Below are 19,998 nucleotides of genomic sequence, written 5' to 3' on the forward strand. Positions count from 1 at the left end.
GCGGTATCCCGCTGGTTCACTCGCCGAGCCGTGGGCAGCCCCGGCTTCGAGCGTTGGGCGCCGCCCCGCCGCTACGCATCCGGCCGTCCATGTGGGACAGGTAACGGGCGTTTTTAACCGTGCCGTGTTCAAGAAATCGTGAGATCAGGCAAATCCGGAGCACCCTCCCGGAAAAGCCGATCATCCGCGCTCGGGAAACATCGCCCTCAGGCCTTCGCGCGAGGCCGTAGCGACACCGCGTTCGGTGATCAAGCCGGTGACCAGCCGCGCCGGCGTCACGTCGAAGGCCGGATTGGCCGCCGGCGTGCCTTCCGGCGATACGCGGACCTGGGCGATCTCGCCGGAAGCGGTCTTGCCCCAGACCAGTGAGACCTCGTCGGGCGAGCGCTGTTCGATCGGGATGTCGGCCAGCCCGTCGCCCACGGTCCAGTCGATCGTCGGCGACGGCAGCGCGACATAGAACGGCACGTCGTTGTCGGCGGCGGCGAGCGCCTTGAGATAGGTACCGATCTTGTTGCAGACATCGCCGTCGGCGGTGGTCCTGTCGGTGCCGACGACGACCATGTCGATCTGGCCGCGCTGCATCAGATGGCCGCCGGCATTGTCGACGATCAGCGTATGCGGCACGCCGTGGCCGGCCATCTCCCAGGCGGTCAATTGGGCACCCTGGTTGCGGGGTCGTGTTTCGTCGACATAGACATGGACTGGAATGCCGGCTTCCGTCGCCAGATAGATCGGCGCGGTGGCGGTGCCGTAGTCGACCGTGGCCAGCCAGCCGGCGTTGCAGTGGGTCAGGATATTGACCGGTTCGCCCGGCTGCTTGCGCGCCGCGATCGCCTTGATGATTTCGAGCCCATGGGCGCCGATGGCGCGGTTGAGGCCGACATCCTCGTCGGCGATCTCGCCGGCACGCCGATAGGCAGCCGCGGCACGTTCTGCCAGGGGAAGCGTCAGCAGGAAGCGCTGCATTTCGTTCAGCGCCCAGCGCAAATTGATCGCCGTCGGGCGCGTTTCGTGCAAGGTTGCCCAGACGGCGTCGAGTGCTGCATCCGACGGATCGTCGGCCATCTGCATGGCGACGCCATAGGCCGCGGTGACGCCGATCAGCGGCGCCCCGCGCACCCACATGTCGCGGATTGCCGTGGCGATGCCGGCGACGGTATCGATCTTTTCGATGCGGAAATCATGCGGCAGCCAGCGCTGGTCGATGATCTCCACCGAACGCCCGTCGTCACTCGGCCAGATGGTGCGGTAGTGGCGGTCGCCGACGTTCAAATCCTGCTCTCCCGTTCGATCAGCGCGGCCAACCGGTTGACCTCGTCGATGCTGTGGATCTGGCGCCGGTTGACGGCGAGGTGACGGCCGAATTTCAGCGCCTTTGCCTCACATCTGGCGCGCAGATCCGGATCGGCAATGGTCTCGAAATCGGCATTGTGGGCAAGGCCGAGAATTCGCCGGTGAACCTCGACGCCGGCAAAGCCGAGCAGATCGGTCCAGATCGAATGCAGCATGTGGTCTAGCGCCTGCTCGGCGCCAAGCCTGTCGCCCTGATCCTCGAACAGGCTCTTCTGGTAGAGCATGCCGGTACGCTCGGTTCGCCACAGATGCGAGAACTCGGCGCGAAACACCGACCATGTCTCGACCGTAACGCCGATCAGATAGTCACGCATGGCGTCGCGGCTTCCGTCCTGTTCATGGCCGCGCTGCGAGAAGAACGCCATCCAGAAATTGGCGAGCAGCATGCCGACGTCGAAGGCGATCGGCCCGTAGAAGGCGAATTCGGGGTCGATCATCCTCGTTTCGGTGTCGGTGACCATGATCGAGCCGGAATGCAGGTCGCCATGCAGCAGCGTCTCGGCATTGGCAGCGAAGATGTGCTTCATGCGCTGCGCCTCGACCTTGAGGTCGCGGTCGGCGCGCAGCTCGGCGACAATGCCGTCGAGCTGCGGGCTGGTGTGCCGGTTCATCTTGGCATCGAAATACGGATCCGAGAAAACCAGGTTCTCGGTGATGTCGCAGAGTTCGACATTGTCGGCGAACAGCGCCAGATCGGCCTTGCGGTCCTTGGTCGCCATATGCAGGTCGGAGCCGCGAAACAGCGTGCGGGCCATGAACAAGCCGATGTCTGTCGCGATGTTGGGCAATTGCCGGCCTTCGATCAGCGCCCGCCGCAGGATAATGTGCGGCGACAGATACTCCATGATGATCAGCGCCTGGCCTTCGTCGAAGTGATAGATATAGGGCACCGAACCCGGCGCCCGCGCCTGTTGCCGCGTCAGCGCATGGTATTCGAAGAAGGAGCGTTTTAGCGGCAGCGGCCAGCTGTCGCCGACCAGCCGGACGTAGGGCAGGGCCTGCTTGACGACGGCCGCACCCTCAGCACCCTCGACGATGAACACCAGGTTCAGATTGCCGTCGCCGACTTCACGAACCTTCCACTGGCTCGTATCCTTGCCGATCTGCGAACACAGGGCCTCGTTGGCACCGAGACGGCCCGCCAGTGTCTCGACCGACAGTGCTTCGAACGGCGATTTCCCAGTCATCCTCACCTCCCGCTCATGTGCTCCGATGATAGCGGAGCCAACGCGGTCGGGCCAAGCTAGGAAGCCTGCTGGCAATTGTCAATCGTGTTGACAATTGCCGATATAGCCCATAGCGTCATGTTCAGGGAGGAACGAATGGGCAATGATGCCGTGTTCCGCGTCGACGGCCTGAGGAAATCCTTTGGCCATATCGAGGTGCTTGGCGGCGTCTCGCTCGAATTGCGTGCCGGCGAAGTGACCGTGCTGATGGGCGCCAACGGCGCCGGCAAATCCACCCTCGTCAAGATCATCAGTGGTGTCTACGACCATGGCGGCGGCACGATGTCGCTTGCCGGTCACGTGTTCGACCCGAAAACGCCGGCGGAGGCGATCCGCGCCGGCGTCGTTACCGTCCACCAGAACATCAATGACGGTGTCGTCGCCGACCTCGACGTCGCCACCAACCTTACCCTCGACAGGTTGAGCGGCAGCGGCGTGCCGACCCTGTTCAATCCAGGCCGGGTGCGTCGCGAGGCAAAGGCGGTGGCCCACCGCATGGGACTGGCCATCGACCTCAAGGCCCGGATCAGCGATCTCTCTCTGGCCGACCGCCAGATGGTGGCGATCGCCCGCGCCATGGCGCATCGGCCGAAAGTGCTGATCCTCGACGAGCCGACCTCCTCGCTGTCCAGCGCCGAAGCCGACCGGCTATTCGCGCTGCTCGACCGGCTTCGCCAGCAAGGCGTGGCCATCCTCTACATCTCGCACCGTATGTCGGATATCAGACGGCTTGCCGATCGCATCATTTCGATGCGCGATGGGGTTATCTCAGGTATCTTCGACAAGAAGCCGCTGGATTACGAAGGTGCGGTCAACGCCATGCTCGGCCGCAAGATCCAGCTCGAGCGGATCGTCGCCAGGAATTCGGCCAAAGCAATTTTCACTGCCGACGCGCTGCGGATTGCTGAAGGCGCCAGGCCGATCTCGCTGACCCTCGGCGATGGCGAGGTCGTTGCCATCACCGGCCTTGTCGGTGTCGGCAAGACCGTGCTCGCCGAGACGCTGTTCGGCCTGCGCCAGCCGCTGGCCGGGACCATGGTGCTGAACGGGAAACCTTATGCTCCGGCATCGACCGGCGAAGCGATTGCCGCCGGTGTGTTTCTCGTCGCCAAGGACCGAGGCGAAAACGGCATCGTCGGCGACTTCAACATCCAGGAGAATATCAGCCTGCCGTTCCACAGCCGCATGTCGCGTCTCGGTGTTCTCAAACGCCGTATCGAACGCGCCATTGCCCGCCAGCAGATCCAGGAGCTCGGCATCGTCTGCCGCTCGGAGAGGGACGAGATGGCGTCGCTTTCCGGCGGCAATCAGCAGAAGGTGATGGTCGCCCGCTGGATGTCGCAGGCGGCAAGGCTTTTCATCCTCGACGAGCCCTTTCAGGGCGTCGACATTTCGGCTAGGCGCGACATCGCCGCCAAGCTGCGGGCCAGCGCCCACGGCCGCGCGACGCTGCTGTTCGTCACCGAACTCGACGAAGCCCTGGAGACGGCCGATCGCATCCTGGTGATGTCGGAGCAGACGATCGTCGGCGAGCACCGCAATACCGATGTCGATCTCGAGCGTCTGCTGGCCGAAGTGGCGGGCGGGCCGTTGCACAGCGCAGCCTGACGGCGGGATGACGATGAGAATTGGAATGGAGAGGGCATGAATTCGGGTTGGATAAAGACGGTGCCGGCGTGCGGGAGCGCTGAATGATCCTGCGCGACAATGCTATTCGCTACGGCTTCATCGTTCTGTTGTTCGGGCTGATCGGCTATTTCGCCGTCGCTGCCGATGGTTTCGTCTCGCCGCAAAGTGCTGTCTTCATCTTCCAGTCGGTCGCCATCACCGGCGTTCTGGCGCTCGGCGTCACCGCCACGCTGGTCGTCGGCGGCTTCGACCTGTCGATCGGCTCTGTCGCCACCAGCGCCATGATGGCGGCTGCCTATGTCATGGTGGTGCTGGGGCAGAACGCTGTCGTGGCGGTCGTCGTCTGTCTTGTGATCGGCGCCGTCGTCGGCCTGATCAATGGCTGGCTGATCGTCTATATGCGGGTTCCGGACCTTTTGGCGACGCTCGGCATGATGTTCCTGCTTGTCGGCCTGCAGCGCATCCCGACCGAAGGCCGTTCGATCGCCACCGGCATGACCATGCCCGACGGCTCGGTCGCCAACGGCAGCTTCGGCGCCGCGTTCCTGGCGCTTGGCCGCCATCGCTTCGATTTCTTCATCCCGAACCTCATTCCGGTGTCGGTCGTCGTTCTGCTCGTGCTGGCGGTGCTGATCTGGTTTTTTCTCGAATACACGCGTTTCGGGCGCATGATGTATGCGGTCGGCAGCAACGAACGCGCCGCAGAACTCGCCGGCGCGCCTGTCAAGGCATACAAAATCTGGGCCTACGTTATTTCGGGAGTTTTTGCCTCGATCGGCGGCATTTTGCTCGCTGCCCGGCTTGGACGCGGCGACATCGCCTCGGGTAATAATCTGTTGCTCGACGCGGTGGCTGCGGCACTCATCGGTTACGCGGTTCTCGGCGCCGCCAAGCCGAACGCCTTCGGCACGGCTGTCGGCGCGGTGTTTGTCGGCGTGCTGCTGCAAGGCCTGACGATGATGAACGCGCCTTACTACACGCAGGATTTCGTCAAGGGCGTGGTTCTCGTGGTCGCCCTTGTCTTTACCTTCGCCCTTTCCGGCAGGGGCAGGAGATAGGGTTCGACCGGGTCATATTTTGGGTTCAACAAGTGGAGGAAACGACGTGAACATCACAAGAAGGCTTTTGGGGAAGGCAGCGCTCGGGCTTGCCGGCGCAACATTGCTGATGCAGATGCCGGCAATAGCGCAGGACAGGCCGGCGCCGTTCGACAAGCCGGGTGCCGTCAAGATAGCGCTGGTCCGCTATCTCTCGACCGGCGACTTCTTCCAGGCCTACCTTTCCGGCGTCGAGGCGCAGGCCAAGGCGCTCGGTGTCGACCTGCGCGTGCTCGATAGCCGCCAGGACGCGGCGCTTCAGGCGGACATGGTCGACCAGGCTATCGCGCTCGGCGTCCAGGGCATCATCATCCAGCACGGACTGACGGAATCGATGAAGGACGCCGCCCAGCGTGCGGTCGACGCCGGCATCAAGGTCGTCGCCTTCGACGTCAATGTCGAAAACCCCAAGATCCCGCAGATCGAACAGTCCGACCGCGACCTCGCGCGCCTGGCGCTCGAACAGGCGGTCAAGGACAATGGCGAGAGCTGGAAGGCCGGCTATGTCTATGTCGCCGGCATCGCGCCGCTCGACCGCCGCAACGAGACCTGGGTCGAATTCAAGAAGAAATATTCGGGCATCAACGAAGCCGCCATGTTCGGCACGCTCGACAATCCGATCGCCAATTCGGTCGCCAACCAGGCCCGTTCGGTGCTATCGGCCCATCCCGACATCAAGGTGATGTTCGCGCCCTATGACGAATTCGCCAAGGGCGTGAAGATCGCGGTCGACGAGGCCGGGCTGAACAAGGACATCAAGATCTATTCGGCCGACATCTCGACCTCGGATATCGCCGCGATGCGCGAGCCGGACAGCGCCTGGGCGGCAACCGCCGCCACCAACCCGGCCGTCGTCGGCCAGGTCTCGGTGCGTGCGCTGGCGCAGCTCTTGGCCGGCGAGGATCCCGGCCACAACGTCATCGTGCCGCCGACGCTGATCACCCAGAAGGATCTGCTCGACAAGGACATTAAGAACATGGAGGACCTCTCGGCCAAGCTGCCGCAATTCGCCCATGCCGATGTCGCGATGCCGACCTGGATGCCGAACCCGAACGCGAAGTAGCGTTTCAAGCAAAAGGAAAGAGCGGACAATGCTATAAGCCTTTGGCGGACATGTGGAACTAGACGCGTACTCGGAACCAAGAGCCGCCTGCTGCAGGGTGTTGCAGGCGGCTCTTCTTGTCTTGCCGAAGATGTTTTCACCGCGGGTTTGCCGGATTTAATTGTCGCCAGTTCCGATTTTGCAACGTTGCAAAAATCATGCGCGAAAGTATCGGTTTATCGGGAGTTTTGCGAAAGGCTGATGATGTCAGCGAATGAGATTGATGTTGAAGTCTTTAAGCAGATCGAACAGCAATTGCACTGGCCAGAGGTTCGTTCTTCCCGGGACGCCGTCTCCCCATTTTTGGGGGAAATTTCTTGGATTTTGGCAGTTCTGGCGGGTTTATGACAAAGCTGTAGTGATTGATTCTCTGTTCCAAGAAACGCACTCGGGCAGAGCCACTCTACCTGAAATCCGTGATTTCGCCGTCAAGCCCATCGCGGCGGATGCTGTCTTGGTTCTATATCGTAGTATCCGCCGATCAGATGGGGGGACGCCTGAGAGGAGGACTCTTCGGAGTTCGATCTGGAAGCTTTTTGATGGGCGATGGCAGATGCTCTTCCATCAAGGAACGATTGTTCCGTATGTGTCGTCAGTTTCGGATATTTGCGAACCTCGGAGAGGTAGCTTGTGAAGATTGAGGTTTTGACAGAGGCAACTCCGACCGTGACGGAAGCGATCTCCCAATTGGTGTCTCAACTATCAACGACGGCAGCCACCCCAACATTCGACAGCATCACTAGGGTCGTAAAATCGCCTGCTACTATTCTTCTCGTAGCCCGTTCGGAAGAGGGTGCCTACGTTGGCATGTTGACGCTCGTGCTCTTCGAAATCCCTACGGGGATCAGGGCTATAATTGAAGATGTCGTTGTTGACGCTGGTCATCGAGGTCAGGGCTTCGCGGAAGCCCTGACACGAGAAGCGCTGAGGCAGGCACAAGAGGCTGGCGCAAGAACAGTGGACTTAACTTCCCGCCCGTCGCGAAAGGCTGCCAACGCTTTATATCAGAAACTTGGTTTCGAGCGGCGGGAGAGCAACGTGTATCGCTTCTCGTTCCCTTTCCAGTCGCAGAATTCCTAAGTTTCGCGACAGCTTCGGCTATTCGTTGAACAGATCGGAATGGGAGCCGGCGCGAGCTAGCTGGAGTTCATCGCCGGCAACTCGGTAGATCAAGAGCCAGTCCGGTTCTATGTGAGCGTCACGAAAGCCTTTCCAATCGCCTTTCAGCGAGTGGTCCTTATAGCTCGCCGGTAGCTCATCTCCGGCGAGCAGGAGGCCTAGCAGTTCGCGCAACTTGCCAAGATCTTTGCCCCGCTTCTCCGCACGTTTCACGTCGCGACGGAATTGCCCAGAGCGAACGGGCGTCAGCACGTCACATTCCCAAATCCTTGAACAACTCATCGGCCGAGGCGAAAGGCTTGCCCTTGCCACGTTCCAATTCGGTCATGGCCTTTCGAGTCGTTGCGTTCGGCACTTTCACCGGGAAGGGAAATTCCTTGTCGGCGGCGACGCGGACCAGCAGCAGGCGAATGGCGTCGGAAACGGACAATCCCATTGCCGCCAAGGCCTCCGTTGCCTGATCCTTTGTCGCCGTATCGATCCGAGCGCGGACCACGGTATCCGTTGCCATGTTGTGACTCCTTGAGGTCTGAGCCACAATGTAGCTACAAAATACCAATTTCGCAAGAGTGATCCCGATCAGGGGCTATCTCAACGCAGCCGCGATGTTGCCGCCGTCGACCGTCGTCACATCGGCGGTGGTCCGCTCGGCCAGCGCCTGATGCAGAAAGGCCTGGGCGACGTCTTCTGCCGTCACTTCCTGCCCGAGCAGGTTGCCCGACATGTACTCCTTCTCCGACACGCCGCGCGCGCCCGAGCGGCTGGCGATCATGGCGTCGGTCAACAGCCCCGAACGGATGCGGTCGGCGTTGACGGCATTGGAGCGGATGCCATGCGCGCCGTAGTCGAGGGCATATTGCCTGGACAAAAACAGCGTTGCCGCCTTGGGAATGCCATAGGCGCCGAACTTCGGCCCCGGATTGACCGCCTGCTTGGAGGTATTGAACAACAGCACGCCGCCGGTGCCCTGTTCCAGCATGATGCGCACGGCATTCTGCGCCGCCGACTGGTGGGCGAAGAAATTGAGTTCGAAACTCTTGCGCAAGGTGGCGTCGTCGAGCTCGCCGATCCGGCCCTCCCAGGCAGCACCGGCATTGGAGACAAGAATGTCGAGGCCGCCGTAGACCTCGACCGCTTTGTCGAAGGCGGCGCGCATCTGCAGCGGTTCGGTGATGTCGGCGCCAATGCCGATCGAACCGTTGCCGGCCTTTTTTGCCGCCTCGGCAGCCCTTGACCCATCGAGATCGACGACGACCGCATGGGCACCGTTGTCGGCGAACAGCTTTGCCGTGGCAGCACCGATCGCGCCGGCGCCGCCGGTGACCAGCATCACCTGGCCGGTCAGCGGCTTCGGCTTGTTGGCGGCGAGCTTGGCCTGTTCGAGCGACCAGTATTCGAGCGGGAACAGGTCGGCTTTGGAGAGCGGGCGGAAATCGCCGACGGCTTCGGCGCCGCGTACCGCCTCGATCCACATTTCGCCGACGTCGGAGGCGATCTTCGCATCCTTCAGCGTGCGGCCGTGGCCGAACATGCCGAGGCCGGGCACCAGCGTCAGCCGCGGCATCGGGTCGAGCATGGTGCGCTTCACGTCGTCGAGCGCATCATTGGTTTCGAAATAGGCGCGATAGTCCTTGGCGAATTTCTCGACATGCTGGCGGATGACGGATTTGTAGTCGCCGACCTTGTCCGCGTCGGGCGCCGGCAATGCCATCGGTCCGGTCTTGATGCGGATCGACAGGTCGGGTGTCGACACACCGCGACCGGCATAGTCGGCAATTTTTGCCGAATTGATGAAATCCACGATCGCATCCGAGGTGCGGAAATCGCTGATCATCCGGTCGAAGCGGCCTTCGCCGCGTGCCACCGCCACTGCGCCGCGCAGCATCGGCGCAATCTCCGCGGGCTTCGCCAGCCTGGCCGGCAGTGCCACTTTTTCGGTGCGCGGCTTGCCGTTCCCGGCGATGAAATCCTCGGCGACGGTCACATAGTGGATCATCCGGTCGTAGGCCTGCCTGGCATCGTCGCCGAAGGTGAAGATGCCGTGCTTGTCTAGGATCAGGCCTTCGACCGTCGGATCGGCGTCGAATACATCGGCGGCCGCCTTGGCCAGATCGAAGCCCGGCATGATGTAAGGCACGAAGCCCATCTTTTCGCCGAACACCTTGCGGCTCAGCGCTTCGCTGTCCTCCTGGTCGACGATGGCCAGGATTGCCGTCGAATGCGTGTGGTCGACGAATTTGTGCGGCAGGAAGGCATGCAGCAGCGTCTCGACCGAAGGGTTGGGCGAGGACGGATCAATGAGGTTTGCCCGCTGCAGCGCGACCATGTGCTCGTCGGAGAGCTTCTTGAGCGACCGCGCCTTCAACAGCGCGCCGAGCTTGACCGCCGGCAGGCCCTGCGGCTCGATGACGCCCATGTCCCAGCCGCTGCCTTTGACGCAGAGCACGTCCCATTCGTCGCCGACGAGATCGGTGGCCCTGGTCTTGCAGGAGGTGTTGCCGCCGCCATGGAGGACGAGCCGCGGCTCGCCGCCCAGCAGCCTGGTCGTATAGACGCGCAGCGCCAGGTCGCGGGCCACACCCTTCTTTGCATAGTCGGCGACCAGCTTCTCCGCCTCGCCGTCATTCCACAGGTTCTTCATGTCAGCTTCGTCCGATTTCTCTTTTATTGTGAACAGGAATACCGCGACGGCTTGATGACAATGCGTCGGCGGCTCTAGGTATCAGGCGACCTCTTTTGCTGCTGCTCCGGCATGGTCGAGCAGCCGTCGCGCCATGCGCGCGCCTACGACCAGATGGGTGCAGAGCCCGCCGGCGATCGCCGCGACGAGCGGTTCGAACTTGCTGTCCTCCTGCACCACCACAAGGCGCTTTTCGATACTGCGCAGCGATGACAGCTCTGCCGAAATCAGCCGGCGGTTGTAGCTGCAGTCGAGCGCCTGGCCTCGGGCGTCGATGATCTGCCCGGCAATGACGCCGGCCGCACCCGCCTTGCGCAATGCAGCCATTTCGCTCTCGGTCAGCGCGCCGCATTTGACCAGATGGCTGTCGGTGTCCACCGAGCCGACCGAATACAGCGCCAGGTCGCACTCACCGATGCCCGACAATTGCTCGCGGATCACCGGCTCGGCGCGCAGGCCGCGAGCCAGTTCTTCCGTCGTCAGCACCAGCGGCGCGTAGAAATTCAGCCCCTTGGCGTTGAGCCGGCGCGCGATTTCCATGGTGCACTGGTCCGGCCGGTACGAATAGGGGGCGCCCAGATTGCCGCAGAGCTGCACCACGGTGACGTCCTGCAGATCGGCATAGGACATGATGTCGGCGATGGTGTAGATGGTCCGCCCCCAGGCGACGCCGATACGGTCGCCCTTCCTGACCAGCTCGAGAAAGACGCTTGCCGCCAGCACCGCGATGTCGGTCGAGGGGTCGGCGACATAGCCGTTTTCCGGCGCTATCCAGACGGCGTCGAGTTGCAGTGCGTCTTCGAGCTTGCGCGCCAGCACGTCGTCGGTGAAAAGCTGGGTCGAGGTCGAGATGTTGACGATGCCGGTCTCGCGCGCCTTGCGCAGATACATCGCCACCGAGGCACGGGAAATCTTGAGCTGGCTGGCCACCTGGTCCTGGCGCAGGCCGTGTGCATAGTAAAGCCAGGCGGCCTTGTGGATAAGCTGTTCTGCCGGTCGGATCGCCATGCCATCTCCTCGCTGACATTATTCACGGCTCTCGACAAAAGTCAAACCTTAGGCTGCGCATCTGATCCGACACCTGGCATTCCGGATGTCAGTAATTGCGCATTTATTGTTATCTCGGTACAATAAACCGATCAGGAGGTCCGACAATGAACGTATCACTGGGAGAGCGTTGGGAAACCTTTGTTTCCAACATCGTCAAGCGCGGCCGCTACGGTTCTGCCAGCGAAGTCGTGCGCGAGGGCCTGCGCCTTATCGAAGAGCGCGAGGAAAAGCTGAAGGCGCTCCGTGCCATGGTGGACAAGTCGTTTGCTGAAGGCGGCGAAGCCGCTGAGCAGGATATTGACGCCGCCTTGGAAGCCAAGGCCAAGCAACTCGCAAGGGAAGGCTTTTAGGAGTGCCACGGCTGCGCATGCTGCCGTCGGCACAAGCAGATTTGGTCAATATCCTTGAATACCTCACTCGTGAAAGCGGCAGCCTGTTTATTGGCGGGCGTTTTGTGGATGCTCTGCGCCAGAAATGCCGTGATCTGGCGAGCTTGCCGGCGACGATTGGTCGTGCTCGTCCCGAACTCCGGCCGGACGTCCGAAGTTTCGCTTTCAGGGGATACGTGATTTTCTTCCGCTATAATGGCGACTTTTTCGAAGTGGCGAATATCGTGGAAGGGCATCGGGACATCGACGCTTTGTGGCCGGAGGGTGAGGGCGGGGAGGGGCGTCCCAAGTAATGGGCGAAGGTGGTAAGAAGGCTCGACCAGACATTGCGGAGGACGGGATGGGCAATCCCTACGAACAGGACCTCGACAGGAATCCGGCCAACCACCAGCCGCTGACGCCGCTGACCTATTTTGAGCGGGCGGCAAAAACCTTTCCCGACCAGACCGCCATCATCCATGGCCGCCAGCGCACGACCTATCGCGCTTTCTGGAAGCGCTCGCTGAGGCTTGCCTCGGCGCTGGCGAAGCGCGGTATCGGCAAGGGCGACACCGTCACCGTCATGCTGTCCAACACACCGCCGATGCTGGAGGCGCATTTCGGCGTGCCGATGACCAGGGCGGTGCTCCATTCGCTCAACACCCGCCTCGACGCCGCCGTCATTGCCTTCCAGCTCGATCATGCCGAAAGCAAGGTGCTGATCGTCGACCGCGAATTCGCCGGCGTGGTTCGGCAAGCGCTGACGCTGGCCAAGGTCAGGCCGCTGCTGATCGATTACGACGATCCCGACTATGCCGCCGATGCGCCCTATGCCAAGGGCGAGCGGATCGGCACGCTCGACTACGAGGCGTTTGTCGCCGACGGTGACGAGGATTTCGCCTGGTCGATGCCGGACGACGAATGGGACGCCATATCGCTCAACTACACCTCCGGCACCACAGGCAATCCGAAGGGCGTCGTCTGCCACCATCGCGGCGCGGCACTGATGGCCTATGCCAACACCATCCATGCCGGCATGGGCAAGCACCCGGTCTATCTGTGGACGTTGCCGATGTTCCACTGCAACGGCTGGTGCTTTCCCTGGACGCTTGCCGTGCAGGCTGGCACCCATGTCTGCCTGCGCTGGGTGCGGCCGAAGCCGATCTACGACACCATCGCTGATCACGGCGTCACCCATCTCTGCGGTGCACCCATCGTCATGTCGGTGCTGATCAACGCCAGGGACGAGGACAAGCGGCAGTTCCCGCAGACCGTCACCTTCAACACCGCCGCGGCGCCGCCGCCCGAGGCGGTGCTGTCGGGCATGGCCGATGCGGGCTTTGCCGTCACCCATCTCTACGGCCTGACCGAAACCTATGGCCCGGCCGTCGTCAACGAATGGCATGGCGAGTGGGACCTGCTGGAGAAAGGGGCGAGGGCGGCGAAGAAGGCCAGGCAAGGCGTACGCTATGCCGCGCTCGAAGGCCTCACGGTGATGGACCCGCAGACGATGCAAGAGACGCCGGCCAACGGCGAGACGATCGGCGAGGTGATGTTCCGCGGCAACATCGTCATGAAAGGCTATCTCAAGAACCGCAAGGCGAGCGACGAGGCCTTTGCCGGCGGCTGGTTCCATTCGGGCGACCTCGGCGTCATGCACCCGGACGGGTACATCCAGCTCAAGGACCGTTCCAAGGACATCATCATCTCCGGCGGCGAAAACATCTCCTCGATCGAGGTCGAGGAGGCGCTGTACAAGCATCCCGCCGTCGCTTCTTGCGGCGTTGTCGCCCGATCCGACGACAAATGGGGCGAGGTGCCGGTCGCCTATGTCGAGCTGAAGCCGGGCAAGGCGGCGACCGAGGCGGAGGTAATCGAGCACTGCCGCGCGCTGCTCGCCCGCTTCAAGGTGCCGAAAGCGGTGATCTTCGCGGAAATCCCGAAGACTTCGACGGGCAAGATCCAGAAGTTCCGGCTGCGGGAGATGGCAAAGCAGCCTTAGGTAGTTCAGACCATCGCCTGCGAACCCTGCTGCTGTTCGGTTCGCGCGATCATGTGCCGCCTTGAGCGCGGATTGACTCTTTGGAGAGTTGTAAGGGCTGCTCAAATATTAATCGGTAAACTTGCTCCAGAGAAGTACAGCCGCTCGAAATGAAGTTATTCGCAACGAGAACTGATAGGAAATGTCTAGAGCTTATTGGTACAACATCTCATCTTTCTTTGCGACTGCAGATTTAACTTCAAGAAACAATCCTACGATGCTAAAGGCAGACGCAAAAATGCGTTTTAGCCCATTTTTTCCCTTCAATCCCTCCAATAAAATGTCCCTTTTCGCAAGAACATGCCCCAATGACGCAGCTTTGTATAGAAATACGTCCACCTCCGGATTGGATGGGTTCATCTCTTTTGTCAGTCTATAACACCAGTACGCCGCCGACGGGCTCTTGTCCGAAATTTTCTTAAAAGTTTCCAATGCTTCAGCTGCTTTTCCGGTTCTATGTTGGATGCCACCAATTCTGTATGTCGCGAGATCGCTGCCAAGGTATTCTGATATCGAATAATACTTCATAGCTAAGTCTATGTTCTGACAGGTGCCGCGCATATCATAAACTATGCCCAGTGAATACGCGGCGGCTGCTTTCTTAACGTCATACTTCATGGCATCTAAGAGTATCGATATCGCTGTCCCCATATCACCTCTCCCGAGTGCCTGCTTAGCCTGCAACAAATGAATATCCTCGTCAGACATACGGTTCTCTCTCACTTTGGTCGTCTGCGATCCGGGTATCGTGACTTCATCAATATCAATTGGGCCGGTACATCTACCAGTGGGGGCTTCTGAACCGACGTTGCGCTTGAATTCAGTATGCGCCCATTAAGTCGAAATCAGAACCGATTTCGGAAAACACCATACGGAAATCAAAGTACCACAGCGTCTTTGCGGGCCCAAAGAACATGCGAGGCTGTAGGCGCTCCGGGGGGCTTAGCAGATGGCTCGAGAACCACTCTCAGGCCACGCCTTCACAAGCGGACTCCCCTCGGACGATGTCACCATCTGTCACTAATAGCCAAAATCGCGGCTTGACAGGTGATGGTTTTCAATTTACGAGTGACGAAATTCTAAATTCGTCAGTCGTAAATTTGGCCAACGAGATGCTTGAAACCCTAGACACCACCGCCGATTCCGCCCGCCAGGAAAATGTCACGCGCATCCTGGATTGCGCGGAGCGATTGTTCCGCCACTACGGCTACGGCAAGACCAACGTCGCCGACATAGCGCGCGAACTCGGCATGTCGACCGCCAACATCTACCGCTTCTTCGCCTCCAAGGTGGAAATCCACCAGGCGGTTTGCGGCCGTATGCTCGAGACCTGCTACCGGTTGAGCTATGAAGCCTGCCATGGTTCCGGCACCGCCAGCGAGAAGCTCCGCCGCTACGTGCATACGCACTATCAGTGGACGCTGGAAACCATGATCGACCAGGAGAAGGTGCACGAGATGGTCATCGTCGCCATCGAGCGCGACTGGCATGTCATCGAAAAGCACATCGACCGCATCCACGACCTGGTCGCTGACGTGATCCGCGAGGGCATCGCCACCGGCGAGTTCGCCGATCAGGATCCGGTGATCGCTTCCCGGTGTTTCGGCGCTGCCATTATCAGCCTCTCTCATCCGCAGATGATGGCCCAGTGCCTCGCCAAGAAGAACCGGGCGACGCCGGACGAGCTTACCGAGTTTGCCATCAGAGCCTTGAAGAAATGACCATTGCCGCCCGTCGGGCGGTGATGTCGGCAATTCATCTCCACAGTTCGGGAGTACGAAAAGTGTCTTTGTCCAAGTCCATCACCTACAGGCGACCGGCCGCCGGCCTGGCACTGATTATCGTTGCCGCTCTCGGCCTCGCCGGCTGCTCGCAGGAGAAAGCCGAGGTCAAGGAGATCATCCGCCCGGTCAAGGTGGTCGAGATCGCCAAGGCAAGCGATACCCGTCAGCTTTCCTATTCCGGATCGGTGCGCGCCCGCACCGAGATGAATCTCGGCTTTCGCATCAACGGCAAGATCACCGAGCGCCTTGTCGACATCGGTGACCGCGTCAAGCCGGGCGACGTTCTCGCCCGCATCGATCCCACCGACTACGAGCTTTCGGTGAGAAGCTCTCAGGCCAGCCTCGATGCTGCCGACCGTCAGGTCGAGACAGTCGAGCTTACGCGCAAGCGGGCCGAACAGCTCTACGCCAAGAATTTCGCCCCGAAGTCGCAGCTCGAGCAGGCGACGCTCGCCTATAATCAGGCGGTCGCCACGCGAGACTCCGCCCGCTCGCAGCTTGCCCAGGCACAGAACCAGGTCCGCTATACCGATCTCAAGGCGGACAAGAACGGCATCGTCACATCAGTTGCCGCCGATGTCGGCCAGGTTGTCGGCTCCGGCACGCCGGTGGTGACCGTTGCCATCGACGGCGAGAAGGAAGTCCTGATCGCTGTTCCGGAAACCGATATTGCCGAATTCAAGCCGGGCAAGACCGTCAAGGCTGGCTTCTGGTCCGATGAGGCGCTGACGCTCGACGGCAAGGTCCGCGAAGTCGCCGGCAGCGCCGATCCGCAGTCGCGCACCTTTGCCGTTCGCGTCAGCCTGCCCAACGATCCTCGCGTGCTGCTAGGCATGACCGCCTCCATCGAAGCCGCGGTGGACAACCGGCAGCAGCTGGTGTCGATCCCGCTGGCCGCGTTGGCGCAGAAGGACAGCCAATCGATCGTCTGGACAGTCGACCGCAACGGCGGGACCGTCCATGCGCATCCGGTCAAGGTCGCCGCCTTCACCCCCGACGGCGTCAGCGTCGCCGATGGGCTGAAGCCGGGCGACGTCGTCGTCGCCGCCGGCACGCAGTTCATGACCGAGAATCTGAAAGTCAAGCTGACCGGTGATGCAGCGCAACAGTCGGCGTCGGCCGATGACGCTGCAAGGCGCTTGCGCTGACGGCCAGGCAATTCACGGTTTCCGGGCGGCAGGCGCCCCCGATTTTCGAGATCTCAGGTCGATGTAACCCCCACGTCGATCCTCGCGTCCCACCGCGATGCAGATCTCTCAACTCGGAAAGCCACGCCGCCCGGAAGCCCACATCGGAAGTTCCTTGGGCATGCGAAAGCGCGTGCTCTGTTGATCAAATTGAAACGGACTGACGCCGATGACCATCGACACCAATGAAAAGCGGTCTTTCAATCTTTCGCGCTGGGCAATCGGCCATCCGAGCATTGCCCGCTTCCTGTTCGGGCTGATCATCGTCGCCGGTGCACTCGGCCTGATGCGCATGGGCCAGAAGGAAGACCCCGATTTCACCTTCCGCGTCATGGTCGTCCAGGCGATCTGGCCAGGCTCCTCGATCAAGGAGATGGAGGACCAGGTGGTCAACAAGATCGAGCGCAAGCTGCAGGAAACGCCGCACCTCGATTTCGTCCGCTCCTACACCCGCGCCGGCAGCGCCATCATCACCTTGCAGGTCAAGGGCGACACCAATCCGGCGCAGGTCGCCGATGCTTTCTATCAGGTGCGCAAGAAGGTCGGCGATATCGCCAATGAGCTGCCGCAAGGGCTGCTCGGGCCCTACTTCAATGACGAATTCGGCGACACGTTCATCACCCTGCATTCGATCAGCGGCGACGGCTACAGCTATCCCGAGCTGAAGAAATTCGCCATCCAGGCGCGTGACATGCTGCTGACGACGCCCGGTGTCGAGAAGGCCGTGATCATCGGCGACCAGCCGGAAAAGCTCTACATCGACGTTTCTTCCAAGGTGCTTGCCGAACGCGGCCTGACGTTGACCGACCTGCAGAATGCGATCCAAGGCCAGAACAATGTCGACCCGGCAGGTTCGGTCGACACCGGCCAGCGTTCGGTGCGCATTTCGGTCGAGGGCGATGTCACCAGGGCGGCCGACATCCGCGAGCTTCGCCTGCGCGCCGGCAACCAGGTGACGCGCCTCGGCGACATCGCCACCGTGACCTCCGGCCTCGAGGATCCGTACCAGCGCAAATACCGTTTCAACGGTCACGACAGCGTCCAGCTCGGCGTCGTAATGGCCAAGGGCTTCAACGTCACCGACGTCGGCAAGGACGTCGAAGCGACCTATAAGCGCTTCGAAGAGGCGCTGCCCTATGGCGTTTCGGTCGATCAGATTTCCGACCAGCCGCATGTCGTGAAGGAGGCTGTGAGCGAGTTCATGGAAGCGCTCGGCGAAGCGCTGCTGATCGTGCTTTTCGTATCGTTCCTGTCGATCGGCTGGCGCTCGGGCCTGGTGATCGCGATCGTCATTCCGCTGGTCCTGGCCGCCACGTTCGCCATCATGTACGAGCTCGGCATCGACCTGCAGCGCATTTCGCTCGGCGCGCTGATCATCGCCCTTGGCCTCCTGGTCGACGACGCGATGATCGTCGTCGAAATGATGGAGCGAAAGCTCGAGGAAGGCTTGGTCAAGGTCGAGGCGGCGAGCTTCGCCTATTCCTCGACCGCCTTCCCGATGCTGACCGGCACGCTGATCACCACGGCCGGTTTCATCCCCGTCGGTTTCGCGGCCTCGACCGCCGGCGAATATGTGCGCACCCTGTTTTACGTCGTCGGCATCGCGCTGGTCGTGTCCTGGTTCGCGGCGGTCTATTTCACGCCATGGCTCGGCCACATGATCCTGAAGCAGCGCAAGCACGCCGGCAACCATCACGATGTCTTCGACACGCGCTTCTACCGCCGTCTTCGCTCGACCGTTGCATGGGCGGTGCGCCACCGCATCATCGTCCTGGTGATGACGCTGATGACGTTTGCCACCAGCCTGTGGGCGTTCCAGTTCATCCCGCAGAATTTCTTCCCGCAATCGTCGCGCCCGGAAATCCTTGTCGACCTCTGGCTGCCGGAAGGCACCAGCATCAAGGAAGTCGAGACCCAGGCCAAGGCGCTCGAAGCCAGGATGATGGACGACAAGGACAAGCGCTTCATCGCCACCTATGTCGGCGAAGGCGCGCCGCGCTTCTTCCTGCCGCTCGACCAGCAGCTTCGCAACCCGAATTTCGCCCAGCTTCTGGTGATGGCCAATGACGAACCGGCCCGCGAGCGGCTGATTGTCAAGCTGCGCACCATCCTGGCAAATGATTTCCCATCGATCCGCGCCAAGGTCGACCGCCTGTTCCTTGGTCCGCCGACCGGCTGGCCGGTGCAGATGCGCGTCATGGGTCCGGATCGCCAGGAGGTGCGCCGCATCGCCGACGAGGTGAAGGCGAAGTTCCAGGCAAATCCGCTGCTCGGCGCCATCCACGACGACTGGCTGGAGCCGGTGCCGACGATGAAGCTGGTGATCGACCAGGATCGCGCCCGTGCGCTCGGCGTCACCTCGCAGCGCATCCGCCAGACGCTGCAGGCGGCCATGTCGGGAGCGCCGCTCGATGACTTCCGCGACGGCGAGGAGACGGTTTCGATCGTCGCCCGTGAGCCGGAGGCAAGCCGTCACCTGCTGTCGGCGGTCGACTCCGTCTACATCCCGACCGATTTCGGCGGCTCCGTGCCGCTGTCGCAGGTCGCCAAGGTAGTCCCGGTGCTGGAGCAAGGCGTCGAATGGCGGCGCGACCGCTTGCCGACCATCAGCGTACGCGCCACGCTTCCGGACGGCGTGCAGCCGAACGATGTCGCCATGAAAATGTACAGCGACATGCAGGGCCTGCGCGCCAGCCTCGCACCCGGCTACAAGATCGAGATCCAGGGCGGCGCCGAGGATGCGGCCGAAAGCCAGGCCTCGATTGCGGCGAAAGCGCCGATCATGCTGGCCGTCATCGTCGTGCTGCTGATGATCCAGCTGCAGCATTTCGGCAAGGCCATGCTGGTGCTGGCGACCGGTCCGCTCGGCATCATCGGCGCGGCGGCGGCACTTTTGATCAGCGGCGCGCCGTTCGGCTTCGTCGCCATCCTCGGTGTCATCGCCCTGCTCGGCATCATCATGCGCAACTCGATCATCCTGGTCGATCAGATCGACCAGGACATCGCCGCCGGCGTGGAGCGTTCCGAGGCCATCATCGGCTCGGCGGTGCGCCGGTTCCGGCCGATCGTGCTGACGGCGCTGACGGCGGTGCTGGCGCTGATCCCGATCTCGCGTGGCGTCTTCTGGGGGCCGCTCGCCTACGCCATGATGGGCGGCATTCTCGTCGCCACGGTGCTGACCATCCTTGTCCTGCCGGCAGCCTATGCGCTGTTCTTCGGCAGGGAGCCCAAGAAGGTGGTGGAGCAGCCGGCCGAGACGGAAGAAAAGAACGAAAGGCCGCAACTGGCCCTGGCGGCCGAATAGCGGTCGAGCGAACGTCTTCCATAGATAACCCCGCCGAGGCGGGGTTATCAGGGTC

At 61.6% G+C, this 19,998-nt stretch carries 19 protein-coding genes; 12 read left to right on the top strand and 7 right to left on the bottom strand.

The annotated features are described in order from the left end of the window. Positions 1-180: 180 nt before the first annotated feature. Complete coding sequence (gene mtnA, locus NKH67_RS08820) at positions 181-1,275, bottom strand: S-methyl-5-thioribose-1-phosphate isomerase (RefSeq protein WP_352453242.1); 1,095 nt, start codon at positions 1,273-1,275, stop codon at positions 181-183. Continuing rightward, complete coding sequence (gene mtnK / locus NKH67_RS08825; protein WP_352472279.1) at positions 1,272-2,543, bottom strand: S-methyl-5-thioribose kinase; 1,272 nt, start codon at positions 2,541-2,543, stop codon at positions 1,272-1,274. The genes mtnA and mtnK overlap by 4 nt, the downstream gene beginning before the upstream one ends. A gap of 135 nt (positions 2,544-2,678) precedes the next feature. Between mtnK and NKH67_RS08830 the strand changes: the two genes are divergently transcribed. The 6 genes from NKH67_RS08830 to NKH67_RS08855 all read left to right on the top strand — a co-directional run bounded on the left by NKH67_RS08830 (position 2,679) and on the right by NKH67_RS08855 (position 7,490). Then, positions 2,679-4,190, top strand: a complete 1,512-nt coding sequence (locus NKH67_RS08830) for a sugar ABC transporter ATP-binding protein (protein ID WP_352472280.1) — start codon at positions 2,679-2,681, stop codon at positions 4,188-4,190. 83 nt (positions 4,191-4,273) lie between these two features. Then, complete coding sequence (locus NKH67_RS08835; protein WP_352472281.1) at positions 4,274-5,269, top strand: ABC transporter permease; 996 nt, start codon at positions 4,274-4,276, stop codon at positions 5,267-5,269. A gap of 46 nt (positions 5,270-5,315) precedes the next feature. Then, a complete protein-coding gene (locus NKH67_RS08840) occupies positions 5,316-6,371 on the top strand; it encodes a substrate-binding domain-containing protein (RefSeq protein ID WP_352472282.1) in 1,056 nt (351 codons plus the stop codon). 240 nt (positions 6,372-6,611) lie between these two features. Next, on the top strand, positions 6,612-6,758 hold the full coding sequence (locus NKH67_RS08845) for a hypothetical protein (protein ID WP_352472319.1): 147 nt from the start codon (positions 6,612-6,614) through the stop codon (positions 6,756-6,758). 10 nt (positions 6,759-6,768) lie between these two features. Further along, on the top strand, positions 6,769-7,044 hold the full coding sequence (locus NKH67_RS08850) for a DUF4440 domain-containing protein (RefSeq protein WP_352472318.1): 276 nt from the start codon (positions 6,769-6,771) through the stop codon (positions 7,042-7,044). Next, on the top strand, positions 7,041-7,490 hold the full coding sequence (locus tag NKH67_RS08855; protein ID WP_352472283.1) for a GNAT family N-acetyltransferase: 450 nt from the start codon (positions 7,041-7,043) through the stop codon (positions 7,488-7,490). Before NKH67_RS08850 ends, NKH67_RS08855 begins: the two co-directional genes overlap by 4 nt. Positions 7,491-7,508: 18 nt before the next feature. On the opposite strand, the gene NKH67_RS08860 is transcribed toward NKH67_RS08855, so the two are convergent. The 4 genes from NKH67_RS08860 to NKH67_RS08875 all read right to left on the bottom strand — a co-directional run bounded on the left by NKH67_RS08860 (position 7,509) and on the right by NKH67_RS08875 (position 11,217). Continuing rightward, complete coding sequence (locus tag NKH67_RS08860) at positions 7,509-7,781, bottom strand: type II toxin-antitoxin system YafQ family toxin (protein WP_352472284.1); 273 nt, start codon at positions 7,779-7,781, stop codon at positions 7,509-7,511. 1 nt (position 7,782) lies between these two features. Beyond that, positions 7,783-8,040: a type II toxin-antitoxin system RelB/DinJ family antitoxin gene (locus NKH67_RS08865; RefSeq protein WP_352472285.1), complete on the bottom strand. Its 258-nt coding sequence runs from the start codon at positions 8,038-8,040 to the stop codon at positions 7,783-7,785. 75 nt (positions 8,041-8,115) lie between these two features. After that, positions 8,116-10,170, bottom strand: coding sequence for a bifunctional aldolase/short-chain dehydrogenase (locus tag NKH67_RS08870; RefSeq protein WP_352472286.1), 2,055 nt, complete (start codon positions 10,168-10,170; stop codon positions 8,116-8,118). Positions 10,171-10,251: 81 nt separating this feature from the next. Further along, positions 10,252-11,217 (bottom strand): sugar-binding transcriptional regulator, encoded by a 966-nt coding sequence (locus tag NKH67_RS08875; protein WP_352472287.1) that lies wholly within the window; start codon positions 11,215-11,217, stop codon positions 10,252-10,254. Between the two features lie 146 nt (positions 11,218-11,363). Here NKH67_RS08875 and NKH67_RS08880 point away from each other — a divergent pair, with 146 nt between their 5' ends. Genes NKH67_RS08880 through NKH67_RS08890 form a run of 3 tightly spaced genes read left to right on the top strand, consistent with a single transcriptional unit; the run spans position 11,364 to position 13,629 of the window. After that, positions 11,364-11,609 (top strand): type II toxin-antitoxin system ParD family antitoxin, encoded by a 246-nt coding sequence (locus NKH67_RS08880; protein ID WP_353030605.1) that lies wholly within the window; start codon positions 11,364-11,366, stop codon positions 11,607-11,609. 17 nt (positions 11,610-11,626) lie between these two features. Continuing rightward, positions 11,627-11,941, top strand: a complete 315-nt coding sequence (locus NKH67_RS08885; RefSeq protein ID WP_352472289.1) for a type II toxin-antitoxin system RelE/ParE family toxin — start codon at positions 11,627-11,629, stop codon at positions 11,939-11,941. 47 nt (positions 11,942-11,988) lie between these two features. Continuing rightward, a complete protein-coding gene (locus tag NKH67_RS08890) occupies positions 11,989-13,629 on the top strand; it encodes an acyl-CoA synthetase (protein ID WP_353030607.1) in 1,641 nt (546 codons plus the stop codon). A 192-nt stretch (positions 13,630-13,821) separates the two neighbouring features. Here NKH67_RS08890 and NKH67_RS08895 read toward each other — a convergent pair whose 3' ends face one another. Next, positions 13,822-14,376: a tetratricopeptide repeat protein gene (locus NKH67_RS08895; RefSeq protein WP_352472291.1), complete on the bottom strand. Its 555-nt coding sequence runs from the start codon at positions 14,374-14,376 to the stop codon at positions 13,822-13,824. 404 nt (positions 14,377-14,780) lie between these two features. Between NKH67_RS08895 and NKH67_RS08900 the strand changes: the two genes are divergently transcribed. The 3 genes from NKH67_RS08900 (at position 14,781) to NKH67_RS08910 (ending at position 19,943) form a co-directional block, all read left to right on the top strand. Beyond that, entirely contained in the window at positions 14,781-15,389 is a 609-nt protein-coding gene (locus NKH67_RS08900) for a TetR/AcrR family transcriptional regulator (protein WP_352472292.1), read from the top strand. Positions 15,390-15,451: 62 nt separating this feature from the next. Then, positions 15,452-16,600, top strand: coding sequence for an efflux RND transporter periplasmic adaptor subunit (locus NKH67_RS08905; protein WP_352472293.1), 1,149 nt, complete (start codon positions 15,452-15,454; stop codon positions 16,598-16,600). 208 nt (positions 16,601-16,808) lie between these two features. Beyond that, positions 16,809-19,943 carry an efflux RND transporter permease subunit gene (locus NKH67_RS08910; protein ID WP_352472294.1) on the top strand — a complete coding sequence of 1,045 codons (3,135 nt, stop codon included), beginning with the start codon at positions 16,809-16,811 and terminating at the stop codon, positions 19,941-19,943. The last annotated feature ends 55 nt before the right edge of the window (positions 19,944-19,998 follow it).

The sequence above is a fragment of the Mesorhizobium sp. M0968 genome (assembly GCF_040319065.1).
Lineage (GTDB): Bacteria > Pseudomonadota > Alphaproteobacteria > Rhizobiales > Rhizobiaceae > Mesorhizobium.

Bases quoted from the DNA above. Each gene is read 5' to 3' on its own strand.
- mtnK (WP_352472279.1), bottom strand. From the start codon at position 2,543: ATGACTGGGAAATCGCCGTTCGAAGCACTGTCGGTCGAGACACTGGCG.
- NKH67_RS08830 (WP_352472280.1), top strand. From the start codon at position 2,679: ATGGGCAATGATGCCGTGTTCCGCGTCGACGGCCTGAGGAAATCCTTT.
- NKH67_RS08835 (WP_352472281.1), top strand. From the start codon at position 4,274: ATGATCCTGCGCGACAATGCTATTCGCTACGGCTTCATCGTTCTGTTG.
- NKH67_RS08845 (WP_352472319.1), top strand. From the start codon at position 6,612: ATGATGTCAGCGAATGAGATTGATGTTGAAGTCTTTAAGCAGATCGAA.
- NKH67_RS08865 (WP_352472285.1), bottom strand. From the start codon at position 8,040: ATGGCAACGGATACCGTGGTCCGCGCTCGGATCGATACGGCGACAAAG.
- NKH67_RS08870 (WP_352472286.1), bottom strand. From the start codon at position 10,170: ATGAAGAACCTGTGGAATGACGGCGAGGCGGAGAAGCTGGTCGCCGAC.
- NKH67_RS08875 (WP_352472287.1), bottom strand. From the start codon at position 11,217: ATGGCGATCCGACCGGCAGAACAGCTTATCCACAAGGCCGCCTGGCTT.
- NKH67_RS08880 (WP_353030605.1), top strand. From the start codon at position 11,364: ATGAACGTATCACTGGGAGAGCGTTGGGAAACCTTTGTTTCCAACATC.
- NKH67_RS08885 (WP_352472289.1), top strand. From the start codon at position 11,627: ATGCTGCCGTCGGCACAAGCAGATTTGGTCAATATCCTTGAATACCTC.
- NKH67_RS08890 (WP_353030607.1), top strand. From the start codon at position 11,989: ATGGGCAATCCCTACGAACAGGACCTCGACAGGAATCCGGCCAACCAC.
- NKH67_RS08895 (WP_352472291.1), bottom strand. From the start codon at position 14,376: ATGTCTGACGAGGATATTCATTTGTTGCAGGCTAAGCAGGCACTCGGG.
- NKH67_RS08900 (WP_352472292.1), top strand. From the start codon at position 14,781: ATGCTTGAAACCCTAGACACCACCGCCGATTCCGCCCGCCAGGAAAAT.
- NKH67_RS08910 (WP_352472294.1), top strand. From the start codon at position 16,809: ATGACCATCGACACCAATGAAAAGCGGTCTTTCAATCTTTCGCGCTGG.